At 31.9% G+C, this 21400-nt stretch carries 16 protein-coding genes; 15 read left to right on the top strand and 1 reads right to left on the bottom strand.

The window, feature by feature from the left end; translation table 11 throughout:
* Nucleotides 1–20: 20 nt before the first annotated feature.
* The 11 genes from CGEO_RS06375 (at nucleotide 21) to CGEO_RS10300 (ending at nucleotide 13036) form a co-directional block, all read left to right on the top strand.
* On the top strand, nucleotides 21–1223 hold the full coding sequence (locus tag CGEO_RS06375) for an O-antigen ligase family protein (RefSeq protein WP_075540524.1): 1203 nt from the start codon (nucleotides 21–23) through the stop codon (nucleotides 1221–1223).
* Nucleotides 1220–2197, top strand: coding sequence for a glycosyltransferase (locus tag CGEO_RS06370; protein ID WP_075540523.1), 978 nt, complete (start codon nucleotides 1220–1222; stop codon nucleotides 2195–2197). Before CGEO_RS06375 ends, CGEO_RS06370 begins: the two co-directional genes overlap by 4 nt.
* Entirely contained in the window at nucleotides 2194–3252 is a 1059-nt protein-coding gene (locus CGEO_RS06365) for a glycosyltransferase family protein (RefSeq protein WP_075540522.1), read from the top strand. Before CGEO_RS06370 ends, CGEO_RS06365 begins: the two co-directional genes overlap by 4 nt.
* Nucleotides 3249–5252, top strand: coding sequence for a glycosyltransferase (locus CGEO_RS10205; protein WP_082258998.1), 2004 nt, complete (start codon nucleotides 3249–3251; stop codon nucleotides 5250–5252). Before CGEO_RS06365 ends, CGEO_RS10205 begins: the two co-directional genes overlap by 4 nt.
* Complete coding sequence (locus tag CGEO_RS06350) at nucleotides 5249–6031, top strand: polysaccharide deacetylase family protein (protein WP_075495045.1); 783 nt, start codon at nucleotides 5249–5251, stop codon at nucleotides 6029–6031. The genes CGEO_RS10205 and CGEO_RS06350 overlap by 4 nt, the downstream gene beginning before the upstream one ends.
* Nucleotides 6028–6777, top strand: coding sequence for a glycosyltransferase family 2 protein (locus tag CGEO_RS06345; protein ID WP_075540521.1), 750 nt, complete (start codon nucleotides 6028–6030; stop codon nucleotides 6775–6777). The genes CGEO_RS06350 and CGEO_RS06345 overlap by 4 nt, the downstream gene beginning before the upstream one ends.
* Nucleotides 6762–8159 carry a sulfatase-like hydrolase/transferase gene (locus CGEO_RS06340; protein WP_075540520.1) on the top strand — a complete coding sequence of 466 codons (1398 nt, stop codon included), beginning with the start codon at nucleotides 6762–6764 and terminating at the stop codon, nucleotides 8157–8159. Before CGEO_RS06345 ends, CGEO_RS06340 begins: the two co-directional genes overlap by 16 nt.
* A 107-nt stretch (nucleotides 8160–8266) precedes the next feature.
* Nucleotides 8267–8980, top strand: a complete 714-nt coding sequence (locus CGEO_RS06335) for a DUF8095 domain-containing protein (protein ID WP_075531814.1) — start codon at nucleotides 8267–8269, stop codon at nucleotides 8978–8980.
* Nucleotides 8981–9020: 40 nt separating this feature from the next.
* Nucleotides 9021–11219: a phosphoribosylformylglycinamidine synthase subunit PurL gene (gene purL, locus CGEO_RS06330; RefSeq protein ID WP_075540519.1), complete on the top strand. Its 2199-nt coding sequence runs from the start codon at nucleotides 9021–9023 to the stop codon at nucleotides 11217–11219.
* Complete coding sequence (locus CGEO_RS06325; RefSeq protein WP_075495050.1) at nucleotides 11220–12251, top strand: SDH family Clp fold serine proteinase; 1032 nt, start codon at nucleotides 11220–11222, stop codon at nucleotides 12249–12251. It begins immediately after the preceding gene.
* Nucleotides 12248–13036, top strand: a complete 789-nt coding sequence (locus CGEO_RS10300; RefSeq protein WP_075495052.1) for a DnaJ domain-containing protein — start codon at nucleotides 12248–12250, stop codon at nucleotides 13034–13036. Before CGEO_RS06325 ends, CGEO_RS10300 begins: the two co-directional genes overlap by 4 nt.
* A 905-nt stretch (nucleotides 13037–13941) precedes the next feature.
* Here CGEO_RS10300 and CGEO_RS06315 read toward each other — a convergent pair.
* A complete protein-coding gene (locus tag CGEO_RS06315) occupies nucleotides 13942–16413 on the bottom strand; it encodes an autotransporter outer membrane beta-barrel domain-containing protein (protein WP_075540518.1) in 2472 nt (823 codons plus the stop codon).
* 245 nt (nucleotides 16414–16658) lie between these two features.
* Between CGEO_RS06315 and purH the strand changes: the two genes are divergently transcribed.
* The 4 genes from purH to CGEO_RS06300 all read left to right on the top strand — a co-directional run bounded on the left by purH (nucleotide 16659) and on the right by CGEO_RS06300 (nucleotide 21118).
* Nucleotides 16659–18191 carry a bifunctional phosphoribosylaminoimidazolecarboxamide formyltransferase/IMP cyclohydrolase gene (purH, locus tag CGEO_RS06310; protein WP_075540517.1) on the top strand — a complete coding sequence of 511 codons (1533 nt, stop codon included), beginning with the start codon at nucleotides 16659–16661 and terminating at the stop codon, nucleotides 18189–18191.
* Between the two features lie 63 nt (nucleotides 18192–18254).
* Nucleotides 18255–18389: a hypothetical protein gene (locus CGEO_RS10295; RefSeq protein ID WP_277995649.1), complete on the top strand. Its 135-nt coding sequence runs from the start codon at nucleotides 18255–18257 to the stop codon at nucleotides 18387–18389.
* Entirely contained in the window at nucleotides 18358–18621 is a 264-nt protein-coding gene (locus CGEO_RS10070) for a hypothetical protein (RefSeq protein ID WP_075540516.1), read from the top strand. Before CGEO_RS10295 ends, CGEO_RS10070 begins: the two co-directional genes overlap by 32 nt.
* Before the next feature lie 577 nt (nucleotides 18622–19198).
* The gene (locus tag CGEO_RS06300; protein ID WP_172658117.1) at nucleotides 19199–21118 is read left to right on the top strand and encodes an acyltransferase family protein; all 1920 of its coding nucleotides are present in this window, start codon (nucleotides 19199–19201) and stop codon (nucleotides 21116–21118) included.
* Nucleotides 21119–21400 lie beyond the last annotated feature (282 nt).

Here is a 21400-nt window from a genome sequence, read left to right as displayed (position 1 = left end):
TTAGTAATTAAAGAAATCTTATGAATTTGGCTGTATTAAATTTAAAAAATTATTTAGCTAAGAAAAGTTGGCAAGAGTGCCTTTTTATATTTTTTGTGGCTGTTTGGATTATGTCACTTCCTTTTAAAAATGCCGTTTATCAGATATCTCAACCGCTTATTATCTTGTATTTTTTAATCTACATTTTCATTACTAAAAACTACAAACCTTTGCTTAAAAATTTAGAAAAAACAAGGCATTTAGCGCTTGGGTTTGGGCTTCTTTTTTTATCTATGATAGTAGCAAATTTTTTAAACCCCGAGCTTTTAGATAAAAAATCATGGCATATTACGTTGATGTTTCTTGTAAGATATGCGATGATGTTTGTTATGCTTGCATACTTTTACACGCTTGGTTTTTTTAGCAAAAAAGAGATTATAGCTGCTGTTTTTGCGTCGTTTTTTTTACTAACTTTTACAGCAATCTATCAAATTTTAGGCGATGTTAATGTGCTTTTTGATATCAAAGAGGGCTTAACTGGAAGTTTGACAAATCGCAATGCAACTGGGCTTATGATGGGGCTTGCTGTTACAAGCAGTATTGTTTTGTTCTCATATAGTAGAAAACTTAGCCCAGTTTTTATGATTTATTTTATATTTTTTATGATTTTTTCTTTTTCAAGATCGGCTTGGGTAGCTAGTTTTACGGCTGGAGTTTGTTTTTTAGTGCTAAATTTTAAGAGTTTTGATAAAAAAGATAAACGAGCTTTGTTGATTTATATCATTGTAATATTGCTTTTTTTATCTATTTTTTGGTTTGGTTTTGATAGCTTAAAGACAAGATTAAACGAGCTTTTAGAGGGAAATTCAAGCAACAGATATCTGATATGGAAGTATTCGTGGAGTATGTTTTTGCAAAACCCACTTTTTGGGTATGGAGTTGATACTTTTAGAAATTTACCAGACAGCGTTGTTAAATTTGATGGTCATTTTAACTCAACTCATAATATGCCACTTGAAATCCTTCTTTACACAGGTATTTTTGGTTTTTTGGCTTCATTTTTTACCATTTTTTTAATTTTTAAACAGTTGTGTAAAAATCTTGTTCTTTTACCAGTTGGAGTTCATTTTTTAGTAGCTACTCAGTTTGATTATGGTGCTTATAGTTCAAAAGAGCTTCTTAGCTATTTAACTATTTTAGTTTTCTTAGCTTATGCAGATGAATTCAGGAAAAAGACATTATGAAAATAGCTTATTTATCTTGTTCAAGATTTTATGGTGGAGTTGAAAAAATAGTCGTTGATACTCTAAACGAGTTGTCTAAAAGTAACGATGTTGCTTTAATAGTGCCAAAAAACTGCGAGTTTTTAGATAGGCTTGATAAAAATGTTAGAGTTTTTGAGTATCAAAGTTATGACAAAAGATATAATATTTTTTTATATATAGAGCTTTATAAATTTTTAAGATTGAATCAGTTTGAAATTTTACACGCTCATGGTGCAAAAGCCGCGCAAATCGGCTTTGTTTTAGAAAAAATTTTAAATTTAAAACTCGTTGCAACCAAGCATAATAACAGAAAAGGAAAAATTTTTAATCGTGTTAAGAATGTCATCGCAGTATCAAAACAAGTCGCTAGCACGATAAATCAGCCAAGTAGAGTTTTGTATTTTGGTATATCGCCTAAGATTATCACGCCAATACTTAGCGATATTTTTACTATCACAGCGGTTGGAAGACTCGATAAAATCAAGGGTTTTGATATCTTAATAAGTGAAGCTGCAAAGCTAAATTTTCCTTTTAAGCTCCAGATTATCGGAGATGGAAGAGAAAGGCAGAATTTAGAAAACCTAATAAAAAAACTAAAATTAAAAGATAGAGTTTTTTTATTAGGCTTTCAAGATGATATCCCACAGCTCCTAGCAAATTCTCATTTACAAGTCATAAGTTCGCACAAAGAGGGCTTGCCTATAACTTTGATGGAGGGAATTTTTTATTCGCCTATTGTAATTTCTACATTAGCAGGGGGGGGGATAGGAGAAATTCTAGACAAAAGATTTATCTACCACCATGAAAATTTGGCTTTAAAGATTGAAGAAATTTATGAAAATAGAGTCAAATTTAGCAAACTTTTTAAAACTACTAATGCTAAATTTAAACAAATTTTAACATTTCAAAATTATATTTTGGAACTTAGAAAGTATTATAAAGGTTTAATGTGAAAAGTTTAAAAATAGTTCATTGTGGCATTTTTAATCATAATGTAAATGGTAGTTTTTTTTACGGTTTAGATCGTAAAATTTCACATGGTCTTATTCAAAATGGACATTTTGTTTATGAATTCAGTTATCGAGATGTAGAGAGAAATCTGCGTATTTGCGGGCTTAAAAATAGCGGATTAAAAAAGATGAATGACAAGCTTGTTGATATTTGCAAAAATATAAATGCTGATGTTTTATTGCTCGGTAAGGCTGAAAAAATATATCCACAAACACTAATCAAACTTAAAAAAATATTACCAAATTTAAAAATAGCTCTTTGGTATGTTGATCATCTTGAAGAAAAAAAAGATTTTTTTGATAAATTTGAGTTGATTGATGCATTTTTTTATGCAAACGCTTTGAATTTAGAAAAACTTTCTTTAAAGTATAAAAATACAATTTTTTCATTTTTCCCAAATATTTCCGATGAAGCCTTTGATAAAAAGTTAAATTTAGAAAAAACAACCGATATTATCTATATAGCAAGAGATTATAAAGAAGATGTAAGACATAAATTTGCACTTTTGCTTGATGAGTTTTGCAAAAAAGAGGGCATAAATCATAAAATTTATGCAAGTCTTGGAAATCCTGCTATTTTTGGGAACGATTTTCACATCGCAGTAAATCAAGCAAAAATAGCGATAAATTTTAACAGAGATGATGAGCTTGAATGCACTACTTCAAAAAAACTTCTTGGAGCAAGCGATAGAATGGCGCAATTTCTAGGTTGTGGAACTTGCACTTTTAGCCCGAAAATAGCTGGTTTTGAAAAGCTTTATGAATATAAAAAAGATATAGTTTATTTTGATAATCCACAAGATTGCTTTTCTAAAATAAAAGAGTATTTAAAAGATGATAAATATGCCAAAATAGCTAAGCATGGACGCGAACGAACGTTAGACATCGCAAATGCTAAACGCACAACTAAATTTATGCTTGAAACGCTATTTGGATTAAATTTTGGCGAAAATTATGAGTGGAGAGAGTTTATGTATAAAAATGGAGAAAAAATTTGAGAATTTTACAAACTCTTACTTTTAACAAATTAGCCGGTGCTGAAAAGCTCTGCATAGACTTGTGTAATAGCTTATCAAAAGAGCATGAAGTCTATCTTTTGGCAAATAGCGGGGCAAAAAAATATCTTAATAAAGATGTTAAATTTATAGAATTTAGTTTCAAAGACAGTCGTTATAATCCATTTTTTTTATATAAAATTGCAAAATTAATCAATAAAATAAATCCAGACATTATCCACTCTCACAGCGTAAAAGAGGTTGAAATCATACATAATGCTAGATTTTTTTTAAATCGTATTGTTAAGATTGTGGTTACAAAGCATATGGTTAAATTTAAAAAACGACTTAAAATTGCTGATTTGTGTGTATTTTTATTAGAAAGTGATGATAGAAATTTAGTAAAAAATTCCACTGTTATTGAAAATGGCATACCATATATTTTACCAAATCCGGTTAAAAAAAGTGATAAATTTAGCATTATATCAGAGGGAAGACTTAGCAAACCAAAAGGTCATCATATTATTATTAAAGCGCTTTCAAAAGTTAATTTTGATTACGAACTTAGTATTTTTGGAGATGGCGAGTATAAAGATGAGCTGCAAAAATTGATTGATGAGTTAAATTTAAATGATAAAATTAAAATAGTTGGTTTTGTAGATAATATACAAGATTATTTAGCAAGTGCTGATTTGCAAATAATAGCGTCTGAATTTGAGTCATACTGCTTAGCTGCTATAGATGGAATTTATTACTCAAAGCTTATGATATCAACGCCTGTTGGGGTTTGTGCGAATGTTTTACCGCCAGAACTTTTATATCAAAACAGCGTGGAAAACTTGACTGAAAAGCTAAATGAAGTTTATGAAAACTATGATAAATTTAGAGAAATTTTTTCTAAATTAAAGCCGATAAAAGATAGGTTTGGTGTAGAAAAAATGAGTGAAAAATATATTCAAGCATATACAAATTTATTATCACCAAATTTAGCCTCTAATTTTAAAAGCGATAAAAATAGAATGAAAATTTTACACACTCTTCATTGGGTTCAGTTTGCTGGGACTGAAAAGGTTTGCGTTGATTTGTGTAACCAGATGAGTAAAAATTACGAAGTTTTTTTACTAAGCAGTCAAAACATATCGCCATATCTTGAAAAAGATGTAAATTTGGTTGATTTTGACTTTGAGCATAATCGCTACAATCCGCTGTTTTTATATAAGATTGCTAAGATTTTAAGCAAGATAAAGCCAGACATTATCCACTGTCATAATACAAAGGAGTTAGAAGCTATGCACCATGCGCGTATTTTTATGAAGCAAAAAATTCCTATCATAGCTACTAAACATACTCTAAGAGTTAAGAAAAACTATAAACTAGCCAATCTTTGCGTTGCGATTTTGGAGGATACTAAAGAGATTTTGCCGCCAAATTCACTTATTATAAAAAATGGCATGGCATATAAAGAACCTAAAAAACTTCCAAGAAGTGATAAATTTTATATAATAAGCTCGGGCAGGCTTGCAGATATGAAAGGTATGGATATAGTGATAAATGCTTTAGCGTTGGTTGATTTTGACTTTGAGTGTCATATATTTGGTCAAGGCGAGAAAAAAGATGAACTTAATGCTCTTATAAACTCACTAAATCTTAGTAAAAAAGTCTATCTTAAAGGCTTTGTAGATAATATAAATGATTATCTTTTTAGTAGTGATGTGCAAATCATAGCCTCTAGGTTTGAACCATATGGACTAGTGGCGATAGATGGGGTTTACTACTCGCCTTTGATGATTTCAACCAATACTGGGATTTGTTCGCAAATTTTACCAAGAGAGCTTATATTTGATACTTCGCCTGAGAGTTTGGCTTTAAAACTGACTGAAATTTATGAAAACTATGATAAATTTAAAGAGATATTTTCAAAAGTTAAAAGCAAAAAAGATGAATTTAGTATAAAAAATATGGCTCAAAAATATATAAAAGCTTATGAAAGTTTGTTAAAATGATGATTGTTTATATTATAATTTTTTGTCTGTTAGTTGCTTTTTCACTTCGTTATAACTGGTGGAGAATGCCACAAAGCTATGCTAAAGCTAGGGTTTTGATGTATCACTCTATAAGCGAACATAAGGGTGAAAAACACGATAAATGGCGAGTTAAACCGCTGGATTTTGAAAAACAAATGCTCTGGCTTAGTCAAAATGGCTTTACTAGCTATAAGATAAGCGAGCTTGCTAGTTTAGAACAAATTCCACCAAAGTCAGTTGCCATAACTTTTGATGATGGATATGAAGATAACTTTACAAACTCTTTTAAGGTTTTACAAAAATACAACCTTAAAGCTACGATTTATCTTGTCCCAAACCAAACTACAAACCACTGGGAAAGCTCAAACACAAGCCATATTTCGCCTATGCTTACACATTTGCAAATCAAACAAATGCAAAGCTCAGGGCTAATCGAATTTGGCTCACACACCTTATCGCACGAAAATTTATCAACCCTTGATGATGAAATTTTAAAAGCTGAATTGCTATATTCAAAAATCGAAATATCAGAACTTACAAACTCCGCTTGCACTGCTTTTGCTTATCCGTATGGTAAATTTGATGAGCGTATTATAAATGCGACAAAAGAGGCTGGTTATACAAATGCAGTTGTTGTAAAACGAGGGTTTTATGAGGCAAAAGATGATAAATTTAGCATTAAAAGAATTGGAGTTTTAGGGACTGAAAGCTTTTTTGATTTCTGGCTTAAATTTACAAGAATTAGGAATAAATTATGATTAAAGCTTCTGTTTTTATCATAGCTCAAGATGAAGAAAAACATATAAAAAGAGTGCTTGAAAGTGTTAAAGACTTTGATGAAATTATTATCGTTGATAGCGGAAGTATCGATAAAACACTTGAAATAGCAAGAGAGTATACAGATAAAATTTTTCATCATGATTTTGAAAACTATGCAACGCAAAAAGAGTTTGCTAAAAATCTTTGCGCCAACGAATGGGTGCTAAATTTAGATGCTGATGAAGAGTTATCAGATGAGTTAAAAAATGAAATCGTGCAAACTATAAAAAGCAACGATATAGACGCTCTTGAGGTCAAAATTTCTACACTTTATCTTGGGAAATTTACACACAAATACGGCAAGCATATTGAGCGAATTAGGTTTTTTCGTAAAAACTCTGGATTTTATCCACAAAAATTAGTGCATGAGAGTATTAAATTCAGCGGAGTTTGCAAAAAAGCAAAAGGGTTGATTAAGGATTATGGAACGCAAGATTTGCAAACTCAAATTAGCAAGATTAACGCCTATTCAACGCTTAGAGCTACAGAAAAGACTAATAAAAACAAACGCTCATCACTTGTAAAACTTATCTTTGTTTTTCCGGCTATTTTTTTTAAATCATACGTCATAAGGCGTAATTTTTTAAATGGAAGAGCAGGATTTATAGGCTCATTTATTAACGCATTTTACGCGTTTTTAAAAGAGGCTAAACTATATGAAATGAATTTATGGAGAAAAAAATAATAAAAAATGATAACACCGTAATCAAAGAAAAAAAACCATATATTAAAACTTCAATTTTAATTGTATTTTTAGCTGGATTTTTACTAGGGCTTACATACTTTGCGCATCGCCATTTTGGTAATTTTACAGCTGCTCAGATGGTTTTTCACTTTGTAAGCGATCTAGGAAATGCGCTTGATGAATACATTGTCTCATTTCGTGAAAAGGTGCTTTTACCGGCTTTTATAGTAAGTTTATTATGGTATTTAATGGCTAAATTTAATGGATTTTTTGGAAGACACTCTTTAAAATTTGCTTTAGTTTTTTTGTGTTGTTCTTTACTGTATTCAAATCATAAAATGAGTTTTTATGATATTTTTACATATAATTTTATCTATTCTGATTTTTATGAGAAAGAATTTAAAACACCAAATTTAAAAGATTTAAATCAAACTAATCCTAAAAATTTAATCATAATCTATGCTGAAAGTTTGGAATCAAAGTATGATTTACGCCACGAAGATGATAAAAATATCATTCCAAATCTTAAAAAAGTAGCCAAACAAGGTCTATCTTTTACATCTCACGATGGATTTGGTGGGCATACTCAGGTTAAAAATACTGGCTGGACGGCAGCTGGACTTTTATCGTACAATTGCGCTTTTCCGCTCTCATCTGTTGATAAAGAAAATCGCTATGAAAAGGCTATTTGCCTTGGCGATGTGCTAGATTATTTTGGATATGATCAAGAGTATCTTTTAGGAAGCGATGCAAGTTTTGCTGGGGCTGGTGAGTTTTTTAAAACTCATAAAGTTAAAATTACTGATTTAAAAACTTTAGGACTTAAAAACGATATTGGCTGGGGAATTTTAGATGATAAGCTTTATAAAATTGCCAAAGATAAACTAAGACAAAAAGCCACTTTAGACAAACCTTTTGCGCTATACATTTCAACAATAAATATGCATTTTCCAGGCAACTCTAGTCCAAATTGTAAAAAATATGATAATCGCTATACTCAAAGTGTGCGTTGTACAGATGATGAACTTAGTGAGTTTTTAAACTGGATTTTAGCTCAAAATTTTGCTAAAAATACTGCAGTTGTTGTGCTAGGAGATCATATCAGTATGGTTCAAAGATATTTTAAAAGCGATGCTAAAAGAGAAATCTTTAATCTTTTCTTAAATTCTGATTTTCAAAATATCAATACAAACCGCAAAGCAAGTCATTTTGATATGCTTCCTACTATTTTGCAAAGCGTAAATATAAGCATTGATGAGTTTGGTTTGGGGCGAAATCTAACTAAAAACAATCCAACTTTACTAGAAAAATATGGACTTGAAGAGCTAAATAAAGAAATCGGTAAACGAAACAAATTCTATGATGAAAAGTTGTTACAATAACTCTTTTAGATAGCGTGATTTTATGGAATAAATTTGCATAAAAGATATAAATTTTGGTATGATATTTTGTAGTTTTTATATTTAAAAACAATTTAAAAGGAGTATTTATGAAGACAAGAATTTTATTGACGATTTTATCGATTTTGGTTTTTACTGGTTGTGGGTTAAGTCCAAGTTTAGATGATAGCGATGATAAATATTGGCAAAAATACTTAGAAAATGACGCTAAAGTTCAAGAAATTTCTTTTATGTTATCTGCAAGTACAAAAGATTTAAAAAAGACGGAAATTGGCGATTACCTAGGTTATGCAGATATAAAAAATGTCCGTCCAAATGGTATCTACACAAGAGAGAAAATCGGTGAAATTTACTCATTTGGAGTAGATAATCAAAGCTTAATTATTATAAATTTAAATAATAATAAGTCTATGAATTTTAACGATAAAAGCGACATTGATACTATGAAAACTTTAAAAAAGATTAAATTTTACGCAATCGGTGGTGGTATGATTGAAACTATAGTTTATAGCGCTAAAGAGCCGGTTTGTAAAGTATTTAACGAAGGAAAAAAGGTAGATGCAAGAAGTGTTACAAACTACTATTTAGGCGATGAAGAGGATATGTTTGCTACTATTATCAACGCAAAAATAGGGCAAAACGAAAATGAAATAAAAAGCTTAAAATATGAGTTTTTTATAAATGAAAGAGATTTAGAAGATATAAAAAAGTCAGCAACTTCAAAAGATTTTAAGAACGATGTGATAGAAAAAGACATCTTAAAACAGCGTAGAATTTTAGAAAATATACTGTGTCTTAAGTGAAGTTATATTAAAATATCATAAATTTATTTAAGGGTGGGAAATGGATAAAAAGACTATTGAAGCACACAAAATCAGCCAAAGTGAGTATGAAAAGATACTAGAAATTTTAGGTCGTGATCCAAATTTACTTGAACTTGGTATTTTTTCGGCTATGTGGAGCGAACACTGCTCATATAAATCAAGCAAAAAATACCTAAATGGCTTTCCTACAAAAGCTCCATGGGTCATACAAGGTCCAGGCGAAAATGCTGGAGTTATCGATATCGGCGATGGTATGGCAGCTGTTTTTAAGATGGAAAGTCATAACCACCCAAGCTTTATCGAGCCGTTTCAAGGCGCAGCAACTGGAGTTGGCGGTATACTTCGCGATGTTTTTACGATGGGTGCAAGAGTTGAAGCGAATATGAACTCGCTTCGTTTTGGCGAAATTAGAGGAAATGATAAGATAAACAAGCACCAAAGATATCTTGTAAAAGGTAGCGTCGCTGGGATAGCCCACTATGGAAACTGCATGGGAATCCCAACAGTTGGTGGAGAGATAAGCTTTGATGAAAGTTTTAATGGGAATATTTTGGTAAATGCTTTTGCGCTTGGAATTTGTAAAAGTGATGAAATTTTTTATGGCAAGGCTGAAGGAACTGGAAATCCGGTGATTTATGTCGGTTCAAAAACTGGTCGAGATGGCTTAGGTGGCGCTGTTATGGCAAGTGATAGTTTTAATGAAGAAAACAAATCCCTTCGCCCAACCGTGCAAGTTGGAGATCCATTTGCTGAAAAACTTTTGATGGAAGCGTGTTTAGAGCTATTTAAGACTGATTATGTTATCGGTATACAAGATATGGGGGCTGCTGGACTGACTTCTAGTAGTTTTGAGATGGCTGGTCGAAGCGGAAGCGGTATGAAAATGCACCTTGATAAAGTTCCTATGAGAGAGGTCAGTATGACTCCATACGAGCTTATGCTAAGCGAAAGTCAAGAGCGAATGCTAATATGCGCTAAAAAGGGTTGTGAAGATAAGATAAAAGCTATTTTTGCTAAGTGGGATTTGGACGCTGAGGTTATAGGAGAAGTTACAAACACTGGCAAGATGGAGCTTTTTTGGTATGGCAAGCTAGCTGCAGAGATACCAATCGATCCGCTAAGCGAAGCAGCTCCTATCTTAGATAGACCTGTTAAAAAACCAGCTTATTTAGATGAGATAAAGGGTTTGAATTTATGCGGTTGTGGCGCTGATAAAGTAAGTAATCAAGAAGCTTTTGATATGCTTTTAAAAGATCCTAATATCTTAAATAAATCTTTAGTTTATGACCAATATGACGCAAATGTCGGTACAAACACTATCAAACAACCAGGAAATCTTGGTGCGGCTGCGATTAGAGTAAAAGAAAATGGCGTTGCAGTTGTTATGGGAATGGACTGTAATACAAGAATGAACTATGTAAATCCACGCATCGGCGGGGCTTTAGCAGTTGCTGCTAGTGGGCGAAAAGTTGCTATGAGTGGGGCAACGCCTTTGGCGATAACTGATTGTTTAAATTACGGAAATCCACTTAATCCAGAGGTTATGTGGCAGTTCGCGCAAGGTTGTGAAGGCATAAAAGAGGCTTGTCGTGAGCTAAACACACCTGTAGTTAGCGGAAATGTTAGCTTGTATAATGAAACAGAGGGTGTTAGCATTCAGCCAACTCCAGCAATAGTTAGTGTCGGAGTAAAAAGTGATGCGAAAATTTTACCAAGCGTGTTTGTAAAACCAAGCACTCCGGTTTATATGATAGGCGATGTAAAAGGCGTATTTGGCGGAAGTTTATATATGAAAGTGATTGAAAAGCTTGTAGCTGGAACGTTGCCTGAGATTGATTATAAAAAAGAAAGAGCGCTTTGGGATTTGGTTATTGAAGCTAACAAGCTTGAGATTTTAGAATTTGCAAACTCTGTTGGCATAGGCGGAGTTGCGATGACTTTGGCAAAGATGAGTTGTGTGTCAAATTTAGGTGGCGAGTTTAAAATGGCTTGCGAAGACAACCGAGATATTTTTGAAGAGAGTTTTTCGCGCGCGGTTGTGGGAGTTAAAGATGAGGCTAAATTTAAAGAGCTTGCTAGTAAATTTAAGCTCAATGTAACTAAGCTTGGAAATGTTGGCGGGGATAAATTTAAGATAAACGATGTTAGTAAAGATTTATGCCAAATGCGTGAAATTTACTACACTGAATTTAGTAAAATAGTCAAACAGGAGAGCTAAATGTTTAATAAAAACAAAGAACAAGAGCAAGTCCAGCAACAAGGCAAAATTCAGATAAAGCAACCACCGATTTTGTTTAGCGAGACTCAAGATATTATAAAAGAGATAGAAAAAAAGCTTGATGCGCCACTGATTACATACTATAACTCAGCAGCTGGTTCTGTGTGTGGAAACGATCCTATGGGGATATATGAGCAGCTTAAAGGCAAAAAATACAAAAAGCTTTATATATACATAAAATCAGATGGTGGAAGCGGCATAGCAGCACTTAAAATAGTATCTATTTTGCGCGATTGCTGTGATGAACTAATCGCACTTGTGCCATCAAACTGCGCTTCGGCTGCTACTATGATGGCGCTTGGCGCAAATGAGATTATCATGGGACCTTTGGCGTTTTTAACTTCAGTTGATACCTCGCTTCGCCACGAACTTAGTCCAGTTACTAGAAACAACGACCTTGCAAATGTCTCTATGGATGAGCTAAACCGCGTTATAAAACTATGGAAAGATAACGAAAAAGCAGGTGATGAAAATGCTTATAAATCCCTTTATAACTATATCCATCCGCTTGTTTTTGGCGCTGTTGATAGAGCAAGTTCTTTGTCTTTAAAAATTTGTAAAGAAATTTTACGTTATCACTTTGAAGATGAAGAGAGAATCAATACGATTAGCCAAAAGTTAAATAGCGGTTATCCGGCGCATGATTATCCGATTTTGTTTCGTGAAGCTAGCGAAATAGGGCTTCATGTCAAAAAAATGAGCGATGAACTTCATGACTTGCTTCAAGACTTAACAGAGCTTTACTCCGAGATGGGGCAACGTACATTCACAGACTTTGATGCAAACAACTATCACGATAATAACATCGCAAACATCATCGAGATGGTTGGAACTCAAATTTACTTCCAAGTCGATAAAGACTGGTTTTATAGAGCTGAAGAGCAACGATGGATAGTGCTAAATGATGAGAGTTCGTGGCGTAAAAACGAGCTTGTAGATGGTAAGTTAAAGAATACGATTTATTATATATGAGCACGATTTTACTCTTTTTATTTGTTATTTTTATCTTTTTTATGCTTAGTAGTGGCGTTTCAAAACGCCCACGACGTCAGTATCAAAGTAGGGATATCGAATTTAGTGAGGCTAAATATCTTGTTGGCTTGCTTGCTAAAGTTGCAAAAAGTGATGGCAGGGTAAATAAGCTAGAAGCAAATTTAATAAGCGAAATTTTAGATGATTTAACCGCTAAAATAGGCGGTTCAAACACACAAAGGGAAGAGCTTAGGCGAGTTTATAATAACGAAAAAGACAATCTTAAAAATGTATTTAAAATGGCTTTTGAGTATAAAACTCGCTTCAATCTTGACTTAAAAACCGCTGTTGGAAGAGTCTATTTTTTCTTAAATATAGCTTATATAGATGGCGTTTTCACTAGTGAAGAAAGGCGCGTGATATCTCAAATTTGTGATGGTTTTGAGATACCTTCTTATCTGCAAGATGAGATATTTGCTAGATTTGAAAGAGATTTTAAAGCTAGAAATTATCAAAGATATCAAAACAGAAACTATCAAGAGCAAAATTATCAAAACCACGCTAGAACGCAGCCTGGCAAGAAAAATCCATATGATGTTTTAGGGCTTAAAGATGGCGCTAGTTTTGATGAGATTAGAACTTCTTATAGAGCTCTTGTGAAAAAATATCATCCAGATATCTTGATGGGCAAAGGTGCAGATGATGAGATAATCAAAGCTGGAACTAAAAAACTTCAAGAGATAAACGAAGCTTATGAGGCGCTAAAAGCTAAATTTGGAAAGTGAATTTAGCTTTTAATAAATTTTTAATTAAGTTATTTTATAGATACTACTTATATATTTATTATATATGATTAGTTAAATTTAATATCATTGAAAGTGATACCGCGTAATGTTTGGCGTATCTTTTTCGCTAATTTTATATAAAAATTAAAAGTTATTTTATCACATGTTTTAGAGTTTTTATAGCTACTGTAATTTTATAAAATTTATCAATATTTTCATCACAACTACCATCTATAAGTTCATAAACTAAGTATTTTCTATCTCTATAGCTATTTTTTGAGCTTTAAAAATAGTATCGATAAGTTCATAAACTAAGTATTTTCCATCTAAAGCAAAACTCAAGAGTTGTTAGCACCATTTGAGAAGAGATAAAATAAAGTATTTATATATAATAATAATTTTTAATTAATTATTTTAATAAAATTTGAGTTATATAATCGCATTTTTCAAATCATTAAAGTCATAACCACGAGTAAATTTATAAGTTGTCTCGTGTTAGTAGCGGAAATTACTACTCTCTTTTATATGTGAGAAAGTAATAGTAGTAAATTTTTTAGCGCCATTTAAATTTGTCAAGCCAATTATAAAACTTTTTTATTAAATACTTTTGGAGTTCTATTTTTTATACAACTTTGTCTTGATAATCTATGTTTTAGTGTATCCAACTAGTAAAATGATACTATTTTTACATACCATCTCAATTTGAAATGCTTTTGGTTGGAAATCCACGTATTTTTGCCTTAACACATTTAAGCCTTTTATAATTTATATATTTTTATCAAATTTAGCATTTAAAATAATTAAATTTAATAAATATGAACTAAATACGGCTGTGTTTAGTTCTGTCTATCTTTAAATTTAAGATTTAAATTTTACTAAAAATTGACATTTGCTAAATTTAGCCTTTAAAATTTATACTCCACTTTTAAACCTCCACTTACTCCTGTTTTTTGCCCTATATAGCTTTTTAAATTTATATTGATATCAAATCCATTTTGATTAAAGATATTGCTACCTAACTCAAACATAGCGCTAGCACCTTTAAGTGAGGCTTCATCTACGCTATAGTCGTAACCTAGACTAGCGCCCTTTGCATTTGCGCTAAATTCATACTCATACGCCGCGCCACCATATATGTTAATATTTTCATCTGTTTTATAAGTATATCTTATGCCAGTTTTTAAACGGATTGAATTTATATCATCGAAGTAAAACTCATCTCCTCTAATGTTTTGATTTTTAGAAAATATGCGAGAGTAAAGCACTCGTGTGTATACATCAACACTGCTAAGACTGTTTAGCAAAAAGACTTTTCCGCCTCCAATATGCCCACCGATGTAATTTCTCTTAAGCTTAAACTCAGCTCTTCCCATAAAATCATCACTTTTATAATCCAACTGAACTTTACCAGCACGAAGTGAGCCATCAAGATAAAAATCATTACCAAGCTCTAAGTCAAAAAGCACTCCACCGCCGTAGTATTTGTTTTCGCCATTACCAAAAACATTGTTTTCAAAGCTATCATAGCTTCCTCTTCCAGCTTCAAAAAACAGACCATAGCTAAGTGAGTCTATAGTTTTTGATACTCCAGTTACAAAGCTTACGCCTTGTGCGTCTATGTGTGAGCCTGTTTTATGTTTTACATTTACTCCACTTATGATACCAAAGATGTTGTTTGCTTTTATTTCGTTAGAATTTATCATATCATTTATCAAATCCCCGCCATAGTTGATAAAAGCAGTTGAAGCTAGGCTTGATTGAAAAAATGACTTTATGGCTGGATTTATCGTTGGTTTTGGTGGTGTTGTATCTTTTGGTTGGTATAGATACAAGCTATTTTCATCTGCATAAATGTCGTATTTCTTAAAAGCAGAAACTCCAATCATAGCGTTGATATGGTTATCTAAATTTTGCGGTTTTATAAGTTTTCCGGCTGTTTTTATCAGAGTAACTCGCTCTTGTGGTTTTAGCTTAAATTTAGAGTCTAAAACAGCAGCGCCTATTTTAGTATTTTCTAAATTTGTCTCAGTAGTATCGCTAACGCTAAGTACTGTATCTGAGGCTTTTACGCCTTTTGGAATGTAAAAATAGATATTTTCAAAATTTCTTATACTAACAACGCTTAAATCTTTTGCATACAAATTTAGCGTATTGCCACTAATGGCATTTTGATTTCCAAACGACATACCGCCTATCAAAGATGAGCCTGTTAAATCTGTATTTTTTATCGTAATAGTATTTTTTATCGTAATAGTATTATTTGTCGCATCTAAAAAAGCTCTTGAGCCTATGATTTGGCTGTTGATTTTACTGCCATCTATAATAATAGTGTTGCCACTAGCCTTACCATTTGACGAGTAGCCACCATAAATAGATCTATTTTCTATAGTTGCGTTTTCGATCGTGACAGCATTATGATTAGCATTGCCATTTGACGAGTAGCCACCATAAATAGATCTATTTTCTATAGTTGCGTTTTCAATCGTGACAGCATTATGATTAGCATTGCCATTTTTACTTCTACCGCCTTGCATATCACCTATATGGTTAATAAAAGTTTTACCAAATATTTTAATTTGATTATTATAGGCATCGCCGTCTTGACTTCTGCCACCTTCTATTTCTTTGCTTTGTATATTTGTATTTGAAATTTCAACCATATTGCCATGGCTGTCATTGTTAGAGTAACTACGCCCACCGGTAATTCCGCTCTTTGATGATTCTTTCGTTGATGTAGAATTGATAATTTCGACTGTATTATTAAAAGATTCTCCTTTATCTGCATGACCACCTGTGATTCCACCAGAATTTATTGTTGTAGATGTGATAGTAACGCTGTTTTCACTAGCTTTTGCGTTGCCTTTTCCACCAGAAACGCTAGAGATTTTTCCACCGCTAATAATGACTTTATTTTTATTGACTTCGCCTGATTCGCTTTTTGCACCAAAGATGGTTCCAGTTACCACATTATTTATTAGATGAACTTCGTTGTTTGACGCATTTTCTTTACTCTCAGCACCAAGAATATTATTCGTTTCTGCAGCGTTTTTAATAATAAGTTTATTAGAATTTGCAGCTTTATTTTTGCTATATCCACCATAAATATATTTATTAAATTTCCCACCTTCTATATTAAGTTTGTTTTCTTTAACTTCATCTGTTTGACTATATCCACCATAAACTCTGCCGTTAATTGTGCTTATATTCAAGGAGATATCGTTATTTGATGGGTTTTTTGGTTTAAACTCGCCATTATCAAGCCAGTTTGCAATGTCTGTATCTGTTATGCTTGTTGTAGCATGTAACAGCGATGCCGATAATACAATGCTTATACTAACAGTAGAAATAAATTTTGTGATAAAGCTGCGATTTTGCATGACAACCTCCATTTTATAAAATTTAGTTACTTAAAATATATTAAATTTAATATATTTTAATATTTGTAAGTCTATATTTTGCTATTTTGCTAAATAATATAATTTTAAATTATCTCTTTTATCATCTTTATATTTGCTGAATTTAAGTATTTAATTTAAATTTTGTTAATATTTAACTATTTTTATCAGCCTTTTACCAAATTTATAGTAAAATTAAATCATTATTTTTAACTAAAAGGTGGGAAATGAGAGCATTAATCAGTGTTAGCGATAAAGATGGAGTTGTGGAGTTTGCCAAGGGTTTGGCTGGTTTGGGGTTTGAGATTTTAAGCACTGGTGGGACTTATCAACTGCTTAAAGATAACGGAGTAGCGGCTGTTGAAGTTAGCGAATACACAAAAAGCCCAGAGATGTTTGAAGGGCGAGTTAAGACGCTTCATCCAAAAATTCATGGTGGAATTTTATACAAAAGAGATGACTCAAGCCACGCCGCACAAGCAAAAGAATTTGAAATAGGCGGTATTGATTTGGTCTGTGTGAATCTTTATCCTTTTAAAGCAACTATCGCTAGAACTAATGACTTTGCTGAAATTATCGAAAACATCGATATCGGCGGACCTGCGATGGTGCGTTCGGCGGCAAAAAATTTCGCCGATGTGTTAATCATAACTGATATTTTAGACTACGATGAAGTGCTTGAAAAACTTCGCTCAAACAGCGCTGATATGGGCTTTAGGCGAAGTTTGATGATAAAAGCATATGAGCATACAGCAAGTTATGATGCTATGATAGCAAACTATATGAACGAGCGATTTAATGGTGGTTTTGGTGATAAAAAGTTTATAACTGGAACCAAAGTTTTTACCACTCGTTATGGCGAAAATCCACACCAAAAAGGGGCGCTTTATGAGTTTGAAAACTTCTTTAGTCAAAATTTCAAAGCCCTAAAAGGCGAAGCAAGTTTTAACAACACGACAGATATAAACGGAGCTTTAATGCTTGCAACTAGCTTTGGCGAGGCTCCTGCGGTGGCGATTTGCAAACATGCAAACCCATGTGGATTTGCTATAAAATCAAATTTGTTTGAAAGCTACACAGAGGCGCTTAAGTGCGATCCAATCTCAGCTTATGGCGGAGTAGTGGCGATAAATGGGACTTTAGATAGAGAACTTGCGCTTAAAATGCATGAAATTTTCATAGAAGTTATCATCGCTGCAAATGTTACAGATGAGGCGCTAGAAGTTTATAGTGATAAAAAACGAACCAAAATTTTCACTCAAGAGAGCAAATTTCTTGTAAGAAGTGATGATAAATTTGACTTTAAACATATCGATGGTGGATTTGTCTATCAAGAGCGTGATTTTATCCAAGATGATGAAGTTAAAAATGCTAAGTGTGTAACTACTAGAAGCGCGAGTAGCGCCGAATTTACCGATCTTGAGATAGCATGGAAGGTTGCAGCTTTAACTAAGAGTAACTGCGTGGTTTATGTCAAAAACTCAAGCTTAGTGGCAATCGGTATGGGTATGACAAGTAGAGTTGATGCGGCTCGTGCGGCTGTGGCAAAAGCGCGTGATTTGGGACTTGATATTAGTGGTTGTGCTTTAGCTAGTGAGGCATTTTTTCCATTTCGCGATAGTATCGATATAGCAAACGAAGTTGGGGTTAAAAATATAGTCCAACCAGGTGGCTCAATACGCGATGATGATGTGATAGCGGCTGCAAACGAGCATGACATGGCGATGTATTTTACAGGGATTAGACACTTTTTGCATTAGAAATGGGCTAAATTTAGAGCATTTATTTTGCTCTAAATTTAATTTTTCACGATAGGGTTTAAAATGCACGAATTTAGTATAGTTTCGTATCAAGATGGTTATAAACAAGAGATTTTAGAAGTTTGGGAAAGTTTAGTTCTTGCAACGCACGATTTTTTACTTTTAGATGATTTTAAAGAGATTAAAGGAGCTGTATAACACTGATTTTAACAAATTTGAGTTATTTTGCTTGATGGATACGGGCTTAAGAGCTGGTTTTGTTGCCGTTAAAGATAAAAAAAGTTTAAATGCTGTTTTTACGCCAGCGATTTTTGGGCGAGGACTTGGAGCAAAGTTACTTGGCTTTGCTATAAACGATCCAAAAGCAGATAAAATAGATGTTAATGAAAAACACAAGAGCTTTGAGACTTTATCAAAAATTTGGCTTTGAGGTTTTTTAAACGCACTTCAAAAGATGGCTCTAGTAGGGATTACCCGCTCTTAAAGATGAAGTTAAAATAAAATATAATTAAAAATAATAAATTTAGTTGTTTTATATCATAAGTATACCTAGAATTTCGTTTTGCATAAATCTCCTTTTTGTGCTATAATCGAACTTATGGAAAATAAATATTTAAAACATATAATATTCGTTACAGCATGGATGTGTGGTTGGATGACCGTAGACCCAAATGAAGATGTTTTTACAAAAATAATTGTTGCTGGTTTTTTACTAATCATTTTTTATCCTTTATCATATGCTTTTTATTGGCTAATTTATAAAACCATCATACTTTTTCGTAAAATTTTAAAACCCTAAAGACTCTTAGCCTTTAAAATCTCTTTTGAGATTTCAATAAATGCATCAAATTCAGCCTTTTTAAACCACAAAAGATGACTCTAGTAGAATGAAGTTGGGATAAATTTAAGTATTTTATTTTGCTTTATATTTAGGAATATAACTAAAAAATATAAAATAAAATAAAAATAAGATATAATATGAATTTATTACTAAAACAAGGCGTATTATGAATAAAGCTTATAGAAGCGAACTTGATGGATTAAGAGCGGTTGCGGTTTTATCTGTAATTATTTATCATGCAGAACTAATGTTTAGGGGGGGGGTATTACTACCAGGTGGATTTTTAGGGGTAGATATATTTTTTGTATTATCTGGCTTTTTGATTACTGGTATACTAATAGATAAATCCCCTACATTATTTGCTTTTTATAAAAGCAGGGTTGATAGAATTTATCCAGCTTTGCTTTTGATGTTATTTCTATCTTGCATTTTTGCTTATATTTATTTGATTCCTTCTGATTTATTAAATTTTAGAAAGCAATTAAAAGGAGCATTGGCTTTTTACTCAAATTATATTTTTATGTTTGAGGATTCTTATATTGCTGATTCTAGTAAATATAAAATTTTACTTCATACGTGGAGTTTGGGGGTTGAATGGCAATACTACTTGGTTTTTCCTTTTGTGATTTACACTATAAAAAAGTTTTTTTCATCGCAATTTGAACAAATACTTATAATTTTGTTTGGCATTTCATTTTTTTATTGTCTTTATTTGATGAAAATAAATAATACATTTGCCTTTTACTCTACGTTCGCAAGAGTTTGGGAACTATTTGCCGGTGGAGTTGTATTTTTGATATCAAAACAGTTAAAAGATAGCAAATTTGATAATTTATTATCAGCTTTTGGGTTAATGATAATTATATATTCTTTGATTTTTTTTAAAGACACAGATGCGCACCCTGGATTTATAAGCTTACTGGTTGTGTTTGGAACTATGATATTTGTACTTTTTATAAAAGAAAATAGTTTAATTTATAAAATTGCTACTCTTAAAATTGCTACTTTTATTGGTATTATTTCTTATTCTTTGTATTTATATCATCAACCTATACTAGTTTTTTATAGGCTTGCTTATGGAGAAATAGGCAAAAAAATATTTGTGATTTTGTTTTTATTAATGGTTTTGGTTTCTTACTTATCATATAAATTTTTTGAAAATCCATTAAGGAGAAGCAAAAGAAATAAAAAATATCTAATATTTTTATTTTTACTTCTTTCTATTATAGCTTTTTATAAAGGCGCTAAATATACAGATGGTTATAAATTTAGACAGCCAGAAAGTGTAAGAGAGGCTTTAAAATATTTCGAAGAGCCTGAGTATGTTAGGATTAAGCAAGATGGTAAAACTTGCAATGCAAGAAAACCGTTATCAGCTTGTAAAGTAAAAAATAATGGAAAAAACTTATTATTAGTCGGAGATTCGTTTGTAGGCGTATTTACCGGTATCATATCCGAACAAAAAAATCTAAATAGCTTATTTTTTAATTATGGGCAATGTCCATTACTAAAAGAGGGTGTTTGGTTTGGTTCTAGGCCAGAATGTTCGGATATAAATAAACTAAGATGGATTGAAATAGAAAAAATGAAGCCATTGAATGTTTTGGTTGGCACAAATTTTGTGCAATTTAATTATGGTAAAAAGCCAGTAGAAAATTATATCGCTGGAACAACTACTAAGTTTAAAGAAAAAGTTCCAAAGGAACAAATTTATAAAAATTTTAGAGAGAGCATAGAAAAGTTGATATCTTTGGGTCATAACCCTATCATATTGTTACAGCCACCAAGACCTATGAAAGATGGTAAGGATTATGATGTAGCAAAAGAGATGAAAAGACAGGTAAATTCAGGAGTGCTAAGCTTTGCGAAAGAATATCAAGCCGTGCCGTCTACAAATATAGATTTAGAAGTGCGTAAAGCTTTAAAAGGTTTAAACGTTACATTTATAGATATGAATGCTAAAATGTGCAAAGATGGCAAGTGTTTAACAATCGATAAAAATGGCTCTTTATACAATAGCGGCTTTCATTTATCGTATTTTGGAGCTAAATTATTTATAGAAGACATATTAAAAAATTTAAAATAATAAAGGTATTGATTTGTATAATTAAATCTTATTTTATAAAATAAAGTTATAGATAAAATTTTATTAAGATGAAAAAGAGCAATTTACTCAAATTTCTAATAAATAAAAGCCGACTTTAAACTATTTTTTACTAAATCTAACTTAAATTAATTAAAACTAGATTAAATTTACTTTTTGCTACTAAAATTTGGTTGAATTTCACGGAAAAATATAAAAAGCTTTATCAAATTTATAGTGATTTTAGCTTTTATAAGCTTGAATGCAGCGCAAAATAGTAAAAAT

The organism is Campylobacter geochelonis (genome assembly GCF_013201685.1).
Lineage (GTDB): Bacteria > Campylobacterota > Campylobacteria > Campylobacterales > Campylobacteraceae > Campylobacter_B > Campylobacter_B geochelonis.
This window is presented reverse-complemented; position numbering and strand designations above follow the sequence as displayed.

Coding starts and splice junctions, on each gene's coding strand:
- CGEO_RS06335 (WP_075531814.1), top strand. CDS start 8,267: ATGAAGACAAGAATTTTATTGACGATTTTATCGATTTTGGTTTTTACT.
- CGEO_RS06370 (WP_075540523.1), top strand. CDS start 1,220: ATGAAAATAGCTTATTTATCTTGTTCAAGATTTTATGGTGGAGTTGAA.
- CGEO_RS06375 (WP_075540524.1), top strand. CDS start 21: ATGAATTTGGCTGTATTAAATTTAAAAAATTATTTAGCTAAGAAAAGT.
- CGEO_RS10295 (WP_277995649.1), top strand. CDS start 18,255: ATGCACGAATTTAGTATAGTTTCGTATCAAGATGGTTATAAACAAGAG.
- CGEO_RS06300 (WP_172658117.1), top strand. CDS start 19,199: ATGAATAAAGCTTATAGAAGCGAACTTGATGGATTAAGAGCGGTTGCG.
- CGEO_RS10070 (WP_075540516.1), top strand. CDS start 18,358: ATGATTTTAAAGAGATTAAAGGAGCTGTATAACACTGATTTTAACAAA.
- CGEO_RS06315 (WP_075540518.1), bottom strand. CDS start 16,413: ATGCAAAATCGCAGCTTTATCACAAAATTTATTTCTACTGTTAGTATA.
- CGEO_RS10300 (WP_075495052.1), top strand. CDS start 12,248: ATGAGCACGATTTTACTCTTTTTATTTGTTATTTTTATCTTTTTTATG.
- purH (WP_075540517.1), top strand. CDS start 16,659: ATGAGAGCATTAATCAGTGTTAGCGATAAAGATGGAGTTGTGGAGTTT.
- CGEO_RS06325 (WP_075495050.1), top strand. CDS start 11,220: ATGTTTAATAAAAACAAAGAACAAGAGCAAGTCCAGCAACAAGGCAAA.
- CGEO_RS06340 (WP_075540520.1), top strand. CDS start 6,762: ATGGAGAAAAAAATAATAAAAAATGATAACACCGTAATCAAAGAAAAA.
- CGEO_RS06350 (WP_075495045.1), top strand. CDS start 5,249: ATGATGATTGTTTATATTATAATTTTTTGTCTGTTAGTTGCTTTTTCA.
- CGEO_RS06345 (WP_075540521.1), top strand. CDS start 6,028: ATGATTAAAGCTTCTGTTTTTATCATAGCTCAAGATGAAGAAAAACAT.
- purL (WP_075540519.1), top strand. CDS start 9,021: ATGGATAAAAAGACTATTGAAGCACACAAAATCAGCCAAAGTGAGTAT.